Genomic DNA, 13,603 nt, shown 5'->3' with positions numbered 1-13,603 from the left:
AGAGCGGCTGCATGCGGCGGGCTTGAAAACCGTTGGAGCGGTAGGGCGGCGTGTAGGGCACGAGTTCCGCCACAGAAACACAAGGCTCCTGCGGTATGATTGCCGCAGGGGCTTTTTTGTGCTCCGGGGGAGGGCGGCCGCGATTCACCTGCGGCGTAAGCAAGGCCCGGGACGTGCAGGCCCGAGTGCCCGTACAGCGTGTCCTGAAAGACGGGCCGGCGCCGACGAACAGCCCTGCAAGGTAAGGTAGGCAGAGCGGCTGGATGCGGCGGGCTTGAAAACCGTTGAGGCCCTCCGGGGGTTCACATCCTTCTCCTTCCGCCACAGAAACACAAGGCTCCTGCGACAGATTGCCGCAGGGGCGTTTTGTCCATGCGGAGGGGGGGCAGCTTCGGTCCCGGCGCTGTTCCGTTTTGCAAAGAAAGGCCGCCGTGCAACGCGTCATTCTGCGTTCGGTTGCGAGAGCGGGCTTTTTTCAACGCCGTGTCCGGCCCTGATCTGCGAAGGACAAAGCATCGTTCAACGCTCCGGGGCCCCGGCGGCAGGATCAGCGCAGCATGGGAATGAGGCAGGCAAGGAGCAGAAGGGCCATGACGGCGTTCATGAGGGCGGCATGGTTGCGGAAGAAGCGCTGAAGCACGGCCCCGGCAAGCGCCCAGGTGACGACGCCTGCGGCCCCGATGAGGGTGAGCACGGCCATACCGGCGAGAAGGGTGGCGGGGGAGCGGTGCCAGGGGAAGATGAAGCCCGAGAAGGCGGTCATGCCGTAGATCATGATTTTGACGTTGACGAACTGCAGGATACAGCCGGTCATGAAGTCCGCGCCGGAGTTTTCCGCATTTTTGCTGTCCTTCGAGGCAACCATATGCCATGCCAGCCAGACGATATAGAGGCATCCTGCGTACTTCATGGCGGTCATGAATGCGGGAGAGAGGGCGGAGAGGGAAAACACCAGCAGCCCGCACAGCAGCATCACGCACAGAAATCCGGCGCAGATGCCGAGAATCACCGGCAGAGCGCCCCGGAAGCCTTTGCGCACGCCCGTGCTCAGGGCAAGAATGTTGTTGGGGCCGGGGGTGAAGGCGGTGATGAAGGTAAAGGCCAGAAAGGCGGGCAGAAGGGGCATGACACTTCTCCTTGAAGTCGGGGCGCACGAAGGCAGGGCGTAAAGCGTGGAAAGGCCCATGCCGACGGACGTTTTTTCGTGCTGCCGGAAATTCCCTTCGTTGCTTTTCCACAGGAGGGGCCGCCGGAAAACGGACGGGTCTTGCCGCAGTTCCGACCATAGGGTAAAAACTGATATCGGAAAAGCGAATAGTATAGATAATAAAGTTTTATTTTATCGATGAAACAGCTGGCGCAGACGGCAACAGGGGAGCGCGTTCGTGCAAAAGCGCATCCGGTACAGAGGCGTGCGTGACCGGTTCCCGGAAAAGGGCCGTGTCGGCGGCTTCTGCTTTTTGCGGAATGCGGCGGAAAATCTGCCGGGGCTGCATTCAGGGCGCGCAACAGGCGCCGGAGAACAGATTCCCGGAAGTCCCGGGAAGAACCGTGTCCGCCGCAGGGGACGGTGGGGTTCCGGGCAGGCCGTGAGGGCGGCGCATCCGTGCGGCATGAGGTCCCCGTCGGCCTTATCCGGGGGCGGAACATAAAGGCGGCCTTGGCGGGCCTTCGGGAAATGCGGGTTCTGTGGGGATGTTCCCTGCGGGAAGAACGTTCTGCAGGGCACGGGGATTTCCGCCTTTCCCCTGCGGAAGAGGCGGCGGACATCGGACCTGTCGGAGTATGACGGAGAATGTTGCTTCCGGGCGGGCAGAATGGTGCCGGATGCCGGGCGTCCCGGATGGTGGGGAATAAGGAGTCGGAGTCATGGATATACGCAGTCTCAGCGTGGTGCAGGCCATTCTTGCCGAGGGAAGCTATCAGAAGGCCGCGCAGCGCCTTCACTGTTCGCAGTCCACCGTGACCTTTCAGGTGCGGCGGTTGGAAAACGAGCTTTCCCTGCGGCTTTTCGAGCGTGTGGGCAGGCGCATGGTGCTCAGCCGTGCAGGGAAGGATATTCTGCCGCATCTGGAAGCCGTGCTTTCGGGGATGCGGAACATATTGCAGTACGGCGGCGAAGGTGTGGAACCTGCGGGAGAGGCGCGCATAGGCGTGGCGGAATCGCTGCTTTCCTGCCTTGTGCCCCGTATGCTGGGCCGTTTCACGAAGAAGGCTCCCCGTGTGCGGCTGGAACTGCATTGCGCCAACTGCCACGACATCCGCAACGGCGTGCTTTCCGGCGAGTACGATATGGGGCTGTACTACGATGTGGGCGGGCATACGAGCAGCCTTTCTCTGGAAAGGCTGGGTCGGGCGGAAGGGGTGCTGGTGGCCGCGCCTTCCATGCCGGACAGTCTCAGGGATTTCACCTCATTCCATCAGGAAAAAGACGTGGCCTTCATCATCAACGAACCGCGCAGCGTGTTCCGGGAACGGATGGAAGCATACCTGCGCGTGCGGGACATACGGCTGTCGAGCACCGTGGAAATCTGGAACATCGAATCCATACGGCGCTGCGTGGCGGAAGGCATGGGCGTTTCGTTTCTGCCGCGCTTTACCGTGGAGCGGGATATTGCCCGGGGGTCGCTTGTGGAAATTGCCGTGCCCATGGCGGAGAAGGGGGCGGATATTCTCTGCGTGCATCACCGAAACCGCGAAGAAGGGCCGGCTCTGCGCTGCTTCCGCGATCTTTTTGCACAGGTCGTGAACGAGGCATCCCCGGGAACTCCGGAGCATGCCTGAAGACAGGTTCTGCCCGGTGTGCCCTCCCCGGCGGCCCGGAGCCTTCGTTCACACATCCCCGCCGCGAAAGAGCGAAAGGCTTTCGTGACATGTTCCGGCGGCGTTTTGCGTGCGCGCACAGCAGAAGGCATTCCGTTCCCCGGCGGTCGTGAACGGCCCGCCGTATACTGCGGAAAATCCTGCCTTCCGCCTCTGTCCGGCGGCGGGGCGTCCGCGCCGTTTCCGCGGTGTGCGTGCCCCTCACCGCAACAAGCCGGATTATCCTATCATCGCTTCCGGCAGCGGCGATACGGGCCATATCACCCGACACATCGGCGTTTTGTCCGGCATCCCCGCACCTTCTCTTCCGGCATGAAGGCTCAGCCCCGCACAGATACCCGTGCCGCGCGAGGCCCTCGGCGTCATGTTCCAGAAACAGGAAAAGCGGTAAGCCTCTGGTCATGCAAAAGCCCGGAGGCGGAAGCTTCCGGGCTTTTGCATGCAGTTTGCCGTTGTTGTCAGCGTGTTTTTTCATGAGTCAGAGCCGGGGGAGCCTCCGGCTTCACCCGTGCCGCAATCATGAGTCGTACCTTGTCGAGCCTGCAGGCTCAGCCTCACGCATCTTTTTTGCCTTTTGAATACTTCCTCCGGGAAGAACGCAGGGCATATCCTCTCGTTACTGTGCTGTACGCCTTTTTCTTGCCTGTAAGACTTCATTCGGAAGAGCAAAGGGCGGCTAAGGTTCTATTGCGATTTCCTTGAGATGGAGAACAGGGGAATACAGTGGAAAAGGTAGACTGTTGTTCTTCCATCGGAACGGACTTTTGTTTTTATGAAGGGAATGCCGAATACAGAATAGTATGCTTTTTTTCCATGGAAGATATTTTTTTTGTAACATGTTATTTTTCCAAAAAGTTTTAATTTACAGGTATACTGATTGTGTAATGCCGGAGCTGGATGGAAATAGATATCGCAAAACTGGAAAAAATTATCCGTATAGATAAGAAGATTACATATATTTATATCATCCTGATTGTAGATATCAAGCGTCTTGATATCCTTTTCCATTTTTTTGGCAAGCTGTTTAAAACGGAGATAATATCCAGGCATATCCTTATGGCGGGGAAAACATATTCCAAAAAAAAGTAAAAACATTACTTTTAATTTATTTTCAAGATGATGTTCTTTTAAATAGTCATACAAATTTTCCAGACAGTCGGGAATTTCCATGTTTTTATAAAGCACGGTGACGGTCAGTGCACCGTCTTCAGAGAGCATTCTCCTCCAGTAGCAGGAATGGGAATATTCTTTTTCATTGATGCCGTAGAAGTTTCCCATGTGCGCCAGGAGTTTTTGCGCATAGGGAATATTGTCCGTCTGGAAACCATCAAGAAAGCGGATATTATATTTTTGCAGAAATGATGTTCTGTAGAGTCTTCCCCACATTGGTATTTCAGTATCAAATGTTACATCTTTATTAATAACATCTAAAGAAACATCTCCTGTAAATTCTTTTCCACATGCAAGAATTTTTACATTTTTATTGCTAATAATATAGCTTTTAAAATTGTAGTTTACGATAAGATTATATTCGTTGCCGTCGGGATCTTTTTTTGTTTCTATGGCATCGACCATGCTTTTGATGTAATCTTCTTCCACCCAGTCGTCGGGGTCCACGAAGCAGATATATTCTCCGGTGGCATGATCAAGGCCTGCGTTGCGGCCTCCGCAGAGTTTCTTGTTTTCCGTGACGGTAACAATTTTGATGCGGTCGTCTTTGGCGGCGTAACGTTCGAGGATGGCGGCGCATCCGTCGGGGGAGCCGTTGTCCACGCAGACGATTTCAAGATCGGCGTAGCTCTGCCGAAGAAGGCTGTCGAGGCATTCCTCCAGGTATTCCTCGACGTTGTAAATGCTCAGAAGCACGGACACCACGCCTTTGCGGCAGGTCGGCGCGGGCTTTTCCGGTGCGCTGTCCCGTATGATTTCCTTCACGGCGTCTTCCATGGTCCATGCGGGGCTGAAGCCTGCCTCAAGGTTCAGGCGTGTGCTGTCGCCCACGACCACGGCCTGCTGACTGCTGCTTTGTTCCTCAAAACGCACAAGGCCTTCCTTGTGCATGGCGCGGGCGATGGTCATCACATAGTCGTGAATGGACGTACCCTTTCCCGTACAGATATTGACGATGCCTTCCGTTTTGCCGTCGAGGAGGCAGGCGAGGGCGGCCCCGGCATCCTTGACATAAATATAGTCCCGGATCAGGCTTCCGCTGCGGATGGTCACGGTTTCGTTGCGGTTCAGGTGATTGATCACGTCCGCCGTCAGACGCCGGGGGTCTTTTTCCCGGCCGTACACGGAGAAGATACGAGCCCAGCTGAAGGATAGGCCGTTGCGGGAACAGAAGTCCTGCGCCACATCACACAGGAAGGCCTTGCAGCGGCTGTAGGCATTGATGGGTTCGGCAGGGCGTGATTCTTCCAGCACGCCTTCATGATATCCGTATTCCGCATAGGTTCCGGCCATGACCACGCGTTTTCCGCCATGGTCGGCAAAGGCTCTGAGCAGGTTCACCGATGCCGTGAGGAACTCGTAGTTGCTGTTGTCGTCGAAGTTTCCCGTACTCTGCCACGCAAGATGGAGAAGAAATTCCGGCCTGACCTTGTCGAGAATATCTTCCACGGCCTTCTGGTCGAACAGATCGGCCTTCAGCCAGCATACGCCGTCGGCAGTTCCGGAACGCCTTGTGGAAAGGGCGTAAAGCTCGAAGCCGCGCTCCTTCAGGAAGGGAACGGCGGCGGAACCGATGAGGCCGGAGGCCCCGGTGACAAGAACTTTCTTCATGCGATCTCCTTGCCGTCGGCAAAGGCCTGATGGGTCCACTTGTAGTCCCACTTGCCGAAGCGCCCGATACTTTTTATGCCGAGGCTTTCAAGGTAATGGAGAACAACGGCCCTTTTTTCATAAATATCGGGTGTAAAGGTGATGTTGGCGTAAGGCTCGAAGCGTATGTCGCAGACGGCGATGTCCTTTTTGTCGAACAGCCCCATGCCGATCATGGATGTTACGGTCTTTTCCAGAACCTCTTCGGCGGGAGGAACGGCGGAGCGGTTGTCGTAGAAGACTTCCGCCTGAAGCGAACTGCACCCGTCGGGAACGTTGTCGGGAGACTTCAGGTTCGGCGAATAGACGCGGGCGGGCGGAATGTCTTCATCGTAGATGTAGAACCACAGGTATTTCGCCACATCCGGCCTGCGGAAGCCGAGCGAGACCTGATAGCCGCAGGTATGATGCAGGCCGGAGGCGGCCTCCCGTACGGCCTGCGGCACGTTGTCGAGCATGGTGACGATTTCAGGAAGCGGCAGCGTGGAGATGAGTCTGTCGTACCCGGCTCCGGAACCGTCGGCAAAAGTCACCTCGCGCCGCTTCACGTCGATGTGGACGGCCTTTTTGTTCAGCCGTATGTCCAGCCCTTCCCGGCAGACGTTCAGAATGCTGCGGAAGCCGCCTTTTCTGGGATACAGCATTTTTTTGGCAAAATAGAAGCACTCATCCTGTGTCTCGTAGGAGCCCTGAAGCACCTGCCTGATGTCGGGGGAGTACATCCTCACGCCGACCCACTTGGTTTCCAGTTCGGAAGCCTCCACGCCCCAGTATTTTCTGGTATAGGCGAAGGGGAAGTGTTCCGCGAAGTAGTTGCCGTACTGCACGCGCAGCCATTCGTCGTATCGGGCGATGTCCTGCGCGGCCTTTTGCGGCCGGGCGATGAAGTCGGCGATGATGTCCACCTTCTCGGAGGAGGGGAGCGGCGCAAGGTTGTTCTGTGCCGGATGCCTGAGCCAGCAGCCGTGATAGTAGTTGCTGGGGAAAGGGACATGCTCGTGCATGCCGTGGCTTCCGGCAAAGAGCTTTTTATCCGATTCGTCGGGAGCAAAGGAGAAGTGAACGAACCTGTCGAAGCGGAAACCGTCGATGGAAAAATTACCGCACAGTCCGCCCCAGTCACCGTCCTTTTCATAGATGACGCTTTCCGTACCGGCTTTTTTTCCGTGATAGCCCGCCGAGATGCCGGCAATGCCGGCGCCGAGAATGATGTTATCGGACAAGGTGTTCTCCGTGTTCCAGAATCTGCTTGACGCAGAAGTCGTACATATCGTCGGAATGCAGGGCCTGCTTGTACCAGTCGACGGTTTTTTCCACCGCTTCCTGCAAGCCCCAGAGGGCTTCCCAGTCCAGCATGACATAGGCCTTGGTGACGTCCAGATTGAGCAGCGTGTTTTCGTGCACGGCGCCGGGGTCGGAAGCGTCCACCACGCGGCCGCTGCCGTAGTAGTCCACAAGGCGGCTCACCACTTCAAACACCGTCTTGTTGGCGGAAATATGAGGGCCGAAGTTGAAACTGTCGGCATAGCGGACAGGATCTTCCATCATTTTTTCGCCGAGGCGGAGATAGCCGGAAAGAGGTTCCAGCACATGCTCCCAGGGCCGCGTGGCTATGGGATTGCGGATTTCTATATCCTTGCCCGCTTCAATGAAACGTATGCAGTCGGGGATGAGGCGGTTGTCGGACCAGTCGCCCCCGCCGATGACGTTGCCTGCACGCACGCTGGCGATGCAGCGCCCGTGTTCCGCATATTTTTCGGGATGGAAATAGGACTTGCGGTATGAGGAAATCATGAGCTCGGCGCAGCCCTTGGAAGAAGAGTACGGGTCGTAGCCGCCCATGCGATCCGTTTCCTTGTAGCCCCAGATCTGTTCGACGTTTTCATAGCACTTGTCGGACGTGATCATGATGACGTTTTTCACGCAGGCATTGCGGCGGACGCATTCCAGAACGTTCAGGGAGCCCATGAGGTTTGTTTCATAGGTTTCCTTCGGGAACTGATAGGCCGTGCGGACGAGGGCCTGTGCCGCCAGATGGAAGATGAACTCGGGCTGATATGTTTCAACGGCGGCGTTCAGGGCGTCGAAATCGCGCACGTCGCCCCTCACGTCGGCATAGAGTTTCTCATGCAGGCGGCACGCGGAAAAGTTGCCTTTTTCCGAGGAAGGATCGAGCGCATAACCCACCACCTTCGCCCCCATCATGGTCAGCCAGATGGACAGCCAGGAGCCTTTGAAGCCGGTATGACCGGTGACCAGAACGGTTTTTCCTTTATAACAGTCATGATACATGATGATTTCTCCACCATTCTATGGTTTGTTTCAGTCCGTCTTCCAGAGAGAAGCGGGGGGACCAGCCGAGACTGACGAGTTTTTGATTGGAACCCACGATGAGCGGGAATTCAAGCGCTCCGGGCAGAGCTCCCCACAGCACTTTTCCCTGAAAGCGGGTAAGTTCGACGATGCTCTGAACAATGGAGCGCAGCCTGACGGGCGTGCCGGAACAGATGTTCACGGCGCCGGCGGCGTCGCTTTCAAACACGTCGACGATGCCTGCGGCGGTGTCCGCAACATGGAGGTAGTCCTGTATCTGCAGGCAGTCGCTTACCCTGATGTCTTCTCCGCGCAGGGCGGAAAGAATCACGCTGGGCATGAGGCGTGACGTTCTTTCCCACGGGCCGTAGAGATTGAACACGCGCGGCCACTTGAAGATCATGCCGTGCTGTCGGCAGAAGGCCTGGGCCGTATGATAGAGCGCGGCCTTGCACTGTCCGTGCAGCGAGGCGTTGTTCAGGGGCGTTTTTTCCTCCGAAAGGTAGCCGAAGGAAAAATCGTACTCCGAAACAGTGCCGTTGGCCTGGAATATTCTGCCTCCCGACTGCTGGAAGCAGCGCAGAAGGTGCAGCGAGGCTTCGAGCCAGTCCATGTTGATGTCGTGGACATGGCATTTGGGGCCGATGTACCAGGCAAGATGCAGCACGGCCTCAAAGCTGTTTTTTTTGAAAAAGTCTTCCACCGAGGAGCGGTCGAGCAGATCGAGTTCCACCTGCCTCAGCCCTTCGCGCGGGACGGACGAGCTTTTTCTGGAAATGCCCGTCACCCGCCACCCTCGCGAGAGCAGCTCTTCCGTGACCGCCGTTCCGATGAATCCGGTATGGCCGGTAACCAGCACCTCACGCATCGGGCATTACTCCCATACCTTCCACGGCGCCTTGCCGGAATCCCACATTTCATTGAGTTCTATCTTGTCTTTCAGCATGTCCATGGGGTGCCAGAAGCCGTCGTGCTTGTAGGCCTTGAGCTCCCCGTCACGGGCAAGGCCCATGAGAGGCGTGCGTTCCCAGATGGTCTTGTCACCCTCGGTGATGTAGTCGAACACCTGCGGTTCCAGCACGAAGAAGCCTGCATTGATCCAGGCGGAAGAGGCGTTTTTGGGTTTTTCCTGGAAGGAACGGATGGTGCTGCTCTCGTCCATGTCCAGCACGCCGAAGCGGCCCTGCGGCTGTACGGCGGTGAGCGTTGCTATCCGTTTGCTTTTCTTGTGGAAATCTACAAGTTCGGCGATGTTCACGTCGGAAACGCCGTCGCCGTAGGTGAGCATGAAGGTGTCATCGCCGAGGATTTCCTGCGCCCTTTTGATGCGCCCGCCGGTGAGCGTGCCGGAACCTGTGTCCAGCAGTGTCACTTTCCAGGGTTCGACGTGCTTGTGATGTACTTTTACTTCTCCGTTGGACAGGTCGAACGTGACGTCCGAATTATTGGTGAAGTAGTTGGTGAAATACTGCTTGATGTACTCCTGCTTGTACCCGCAAAGCACCACGAAGTCGTTGTACCCGTAATGGGAGTATATTTTCATGATATGCCAGAGAATGGGCTTCCCGCCGATTTCCACCATGGGTTTGGGGCGGATGTTCGTTTCTTCTCCAAGACGCGTGCCGAAACCTCCGGCGAGAATAGCTACTTTCATGATATCTCCAAAGTGTTAAAGGTTATATGTTTCACAGGAATATGTATCATGACAATACATATTTTTATTAAATGCGTTTCGGTCTTCTCCAGCTTGCGATTTTCATGGAAAAAAGATACACGACCCGATTGTCGTTGAAATTCCCGATGTAGAGAATTTTTTCAAATCCTCTCAGTGTCTTTATCATGGTAATATCTTTTCCGGGAAATCGGCCTGTGCGTATGCTCAGTATTCCTTTTTTTATATCTTTGAGCAGAGCATTTTCCGGTTCCAGCTCCCAGCGATGAATGGAACGGGCCAGTTCATAAACCAGACCCGGTCGTTCCCAGTCCTGACAGATTTTTATGGCAGCACGGAAATAAAAAATGCAGAACCGTTCAAACAGAGGCTGTTTTTCCGGCAGCAGATTCCAGGTCATCCAGAAGGAATGAATGGTATCAAGAATGCGGATATAATCAAAAGCCATGCCGCTTTTTTTTGCATGGGCGATCCCTGTGATGGAATCGGATCTGCGAAAATAGCGATAGAGTTTTTTCTGAACGAAACGCACCTTGTGGTGCAGGGAAAAGAAATTGATGATGAAGACGTTGTCTTCAAAATACAAGCCTTCGGGAAAACGAAGATGAATGCTTTCTATTTTTTCACGACGGAAAAGCTTGTCCCATACTACCATGGAGAAACGGGAAATTTCGTCATCGTTCACTCTTTTGACGCCGGAAGAAGTCACGTCGAAATATCCGGAGTGTACGGGAGTCAGGCGGTCTCCGTTCATGATGATTTCTTCTGCACTGAAATATACGGCGTCTTCATCACCGGCTTGGGCTAAAAGCGTTTCGTACATGTCGGGCAGGATTTCATCGTCGCTGTCCACAAAGGAAATCCACGTTCCTTTTGCAACGTCCAGCCCCGCGTTGCGCGCGGCGGAGACGCCGCGGTTGCTCTGTTCAAGAATACGGACGCGGGCGTCTCTGGCGGCATATTCATGAAGGATGGACAACGAGGAATCCGTGGAGCCGTCGTCGATGCAGATGACCTCTATGTCGTGAAAAGACTGATTGAGGACACTGTCCAGACAGCGTCTCAGATACTTTTCGACATTGTAGACGGGAATGATGACGGAAATGACGGGAGTATGGTTTTTCATAGGTTCCCTGCAGAATTGACGGCCGTATTTTTTTTCACCAGCGCCAGCGTGTCGGGCCTGTAATGCCCCATGATGGTGCGGAGTTCCGTCTGCTGAATGCCCATGTTCATGAGAAATTGGGCGAAACTGTGTCGGAGGTCCTGGAGGCGCAGTTCCGGGCGGCCGAGCTGCCGCCGCACCGCGTTCCAGGTATAGTGCAGCGAAGAGAGGGGCTTTCCCCGGGAAGAGGGGAAAAGCCACGGGCAGTCGCCTTGCTTTTTCAGGGAGCGGATGAAGGTCATGGCCTCCTTGTTGAGAGGAATGAGACGCCGCCGTCTGGTAACCGTCATGCTGGTGGAAAGAAGACCCCGGGAAAGATCGACATCTTCCCACCGGGCATGAAGAATCTCTGATTTGCAGGCTCCGGTGAGCAGCATGAGACGTATGGCCTGCATGTTCACGTTATCCGGCTTTTCATCCAGAATATGGATAAGCTTCAAGGCGTCTTCCATGGAAAGAGGCGCGGGGCGGCGCGGGACTTCTTTGATACATGAGGCATGTTTGAAGGCCTTGTCGCTTTCCAGCAGCCTCCAGCGCACGGCGCAGTTCAGCATGTATTTGACCAGCCAGAAAATGCGGCAGCAGGAGGAGGGCGACATGCCGGAAGCTTCCAGCCGGGTCATCCAGTCCTTCAGCGTTTCTTCGGAAATGTCGGCAAGCGCCGAGGCCCCCAGATACGGCAGTACATGCCTTTCCAGATAGCGTCCGTCCGTCTTCCAGCTGCGTTTGTGTTCCCGGGCGAAGGGCAGATAGCGTTCCCTGGCAAAATGCTCGAAAGACAACGAAGACTCCGGTCCGTCAGGTATGGGGCCGGAGATTTTTTTCTCCGTCATGGTGTGCCGCCTCTGGTGTCGAAAAGGTGTACTTTTTGGACACTCTCTCCAAAAGGAGGACGGTTATTTTCTACTGGCATTTTTTTGCGTTGTTTGGTACTTAAAACGCGACTGACAGTAGGATTTTTTTTGTGTCCAAAAAGTACACTTTTTGGCTGATGACGGAATTCGTCAGGGAATGCCGGAAGAAACGCGCAGAACATGAGGCGTTTTTCCGGCTTTTTTATGCCCGGAGAATGCCCGCTGTTCCGGCGGCATGCTTTGCTGTAACAAATTTTTTTCTGGAAAAGGTTCCCGGCGGCGGAGAAAAGGGAAGGTGCAGGGGATGAGATGCGGAAGGGGCCCGGGAGCTTCCGTTCTTTTCGTGTACCCTCGAAGTCAGCGGGAGGAAAAGGAGCCTGGTCAGGCGGTTTCGGGGGGAACTGTCTGTACGACGAGTCCGTCAGGCGGCTTTTTCGCGTGTTCCCGCCGCGGACGGCCCCGGAAAGGGAAGGCCTCCGGGCGGAGGGAGAAAAAGTCAGCCGCGTTTGCTGCTGTGCCGGATATCATCAGAAAAGGAACGGTGTTTGACCGGCAAAGCAACGGGAAAGGGAGAGGGTACGACACGTCGGTGATATCCGCGCCCGTGCGTATCGGCGATACGGATTATGCCGGGGAAGTGGTCGTTGAACATCTTCCGGGCAGGCAGGGACTTTATCTGCATGAGGTGGAAAATAAAAAGAGGCTCGAAGATGCGTTCAAGACTCCCACTGAAGGAAGCGCATCCCAAGCCTCACGATTGATTCTGGGGCAAAAGCTTGACGGAGTCAAGCGCGCGTCCAAAGTCGTTGATGATGAAGGCAGATCTTTTTGGTACATCATACAGATAAAAAAGAGAAGGCTCCTCAACATGAAGAGCCGTTCCTGGGGAACACCGGATGGTTCCGCCTTCCCTCCTTTGACCGATACACAGAACATGCACGGAATACGCAGCGAGCGTGTCTCTGCTGACGGTGTTTCCGATGGATCCAACATACCCGGGACTAGCACTCTTCACAAGGGCCTGCCGCCGCTTTTTTGCAGGCGGGACAGGTGCTGCGGCCCTTGCGCCGGATGAGGCGGAAGCGGCGATTCGTCCAGACATTGAGGATATTATTACTCAAGCAATCAGGGGACAAAATGGGCCGGTCGTTCTGCCGGTAATCTGGAAAGTCCAACAGCAAAGGCTGTACTGGAAGAAAGTACCAAATACAAAGGCGATGCAGGCAGCTTTACCAAGCACGGATTGACGTGGCGTAACGAACATGACGGCTGGACGCCGGAGCATATTGCTGAAGGTTATAGAGGAATCTACAACTCACCGGACACTGTTGTTATTCCGAATGTTTTGGAGTGAATCCTTCTGCAAAAGAGGCGTTATGGGATCCTCATGCTGGAGAATCCTGGTATATGCCGATAGTTTCTTACAAAAAAGGCTTCAAGAGTATAACGCTGTATAATCCTGAAGCCTCCAAAGTCGAAAGACTTTGGAAAGACAAGGGCTGTTGGGAGGGCGGGTCGACTTCCTCCATCTTTACTCCAACTTTGGGGGAGCGCTCGAAGAGCATTGGCAGCGGGACCATTTCTGCTGTCAATAACCCGTCTTTCAAGAACACCATACGCGGACTTGACACATGGCGCAAGAATGAAAAGCCGGTAACAGGTGGCGGGACATGTTGCCGTTGTTCGAGTCTGCCAGAGCAGAAGGCACAGGCTCTGCCCCTGAAGAACCGTCGACCTGGGACGAGATAACGCGCGGCCCTATCCTCGGCACGCGCAACGTGCTGGAAGGCCCGGGCTCTGTTTCAGACACATTCGCCCGTCAACGCCGTGGGGCGGCTTTTCGGATACGATATGGGGCTTGTCAACCCCGGCAAAGAGCTTGCCGACGCCATGGGCCTTCCCGTCCCTGCAACGGATCTGGAAAAGAACATGGCGCTTTGGGAAAGCGGAGCGGCT

The 13,603-nt window shown here is 55.4% G+C and carries 10 protein-coding genes and 1 tRNA gene; 3 read left to right on the top strand and 8 right to left on the bottom strand.

Features of this window, described 5'->3' with window-relative positions:
* The first annotated feature begins 241 nt into the window (after positions 1-241).
* A tRNA-Ser gene (locus Q0K07_RS11530) sits at positions 242-324 on the top strand.
* Positions 325-547: 223 nt separating this feature from the next.
* Here Q0K07_RS11530 and Q0K07_RS11525 read toward each other — a convergent pair.
* On the bottom strand, positions 548-1,126 hold the full coding sequence (locus Q0K07_RS11525; RefSeq protein ID WP_294559367.1) for a LysE family transporter: 579 nt from the start codon (positions 1,124-1,126) through the stop codon (positions 548-550).
* A gap of 743 nt (positions 1,127-1,869) precedes the next feature.
* On the opposite strand from Q0K07_RS11525, the gene Q0K07_RS11520 reads away from it, so the two are divergent.
* Positions 1,870-2,784 carry a LysR family transcriptional regulator gene (locus tag Q0K07_RS11520; RefSeq protein WP_294559366.1) on the top strand — a complete coding sequence of 305 codons (915 nt, stop codon included), beginning with the start codon at positions 1,870-1,872 and terminating at the stop codon, positions 2,782-2,784.
* 723 nt (positions 2,785-3,507) lie between these two features.
* On the opposite strand, the gene Q0K07_RS11515 is transcribed toward Q0K07_RS11520, so the two are convergent.
* The 7 genes from Q0K07_RS11515 to Q0K07_RS11485 all read right to left on the bottom strand — a co-directional run bounded on the left by Q0K07_RS11515 (position 3,508) and on the right by Q0K07_RS11485 (position 11,626).
* Entirely contained in the window at positions 3,508-5,604 is a 2,097-nt protein-coding gene (locus Q0K07_RS11515) for an NAD-dependent epimerase/dehydratase family protein (RefSeq protein WP_294559364.1), read from the bottom strand.
* Positions 5,601-6,866: an FAD-dependent oxidoreductase gene (locus tag Q0K07_RS11510; protein ID WP_294559363.1), complete on the bottom strand. Its 1,266-nt coding sequence runs from the start codon at positions 6,864-6,866 to the stop codon at positions 5,601-5,603. The genes Q0K07_RS11515 and Q0K07_RS11510 overlap by 4 nt, the downstream gene beginning before the upstream one ends.
* Complete coding sequence (gene rfbG, locus Q0K07_RS11505) at positions 6,856-7,935, bottom strand: CDP-glucose 4,6-dehydratase (protein WP_294559361.1); 1,080 nt, start codon at positions 7,933-7,935, stop codon at positions 6,856-6,858. Before rfbG ends, Q0K07_RS11510 begins: the two co-directional genes overlap by 11 nt.
* The gene (locus Q0K07_RS11500; RefSeq protein ID WP_294559360.1) at positions 7,925-8,824 is read right to left on the bottom strand and encodes an NAD(P)-dependent oxidoreductase; all 900 of its coding nucleotides are present in this window, start codon (positions 8,822-8,824) and stop codon (positions 7,925-7,927) included. Before Q0K07_RS11500 ends, rfbG begins: the two co-directional genes overlap by 11 nt.
* 6 nt (positions 8,825-8,830) lie before the next feature.
* On the bottom strand, positions 8,831-9,610 hold the full coding sequence (gene rfbF, locus Q0K07_RS11495; protein ID WP_294559358.1) for a glucose-1-phosphate cytidylyltransferase: 780 nt from the start codon (positions 9,608-9,610) through the stop codon (positions 8,831-8,833).
* Between the two features lie 67 nt (positions 9,611-9,677).
* Positions 9,678-10,754, bottom strand: a complete 1,077-nt coding sequence (locus Q0K07_RS11490) for a glycosyltransferase (protein WP_294559356.1) — start codon at positions 10,752-10,754, stop codon at positions 9,678-9,680.
* The gene (locus tag Q0K07_RS11485) at positions 10,751-11,626 is read right to left on the bottom strand and encodes a site-specific integrase (protein WP_294559354.1); all 876 of its coding nucleotides are present in this window, start codon (positions 11,624-11,626) and stop codon (positions 10,751-10,753) included. Before Q0K07_RS11485 ends, Q0K07_RS11490 begins: the two co-directional genes overlap by 4 nt.
* A 977-nt stretch (positions 11,627-12,603) precedes the next feature.
* On the opposite strand from Q0K07_RS11485, the gene Q0K07_RS11480 reads away from it, so the two are divergent.
* A complete protein-coding gene (locus Q0K07_RS11480; protein ID WP_294559352.1) occupies positions 12,604-12,894 on the top strand; it encodes a hypothetical protein in 291 nt (96 codons plus the stop codon).
* Positions 12,895-13,603: the final 709 nt, after the last annotated feature.

Origin of the sequence: uncultured Mailhella sp. (genome assembly GCF_944324615.1) — a bacterium.
Classification (GTDB): Bacteria; Desulfobacterota; Desulfovibrionia; order Desulfovibrionales; family Desulfovibrionaceae; genus Mailhella.
Note: the sequence above shows the minus strand (reverse complement) of the source record. Positions and strands in the feature narration are given on the sequence as shown.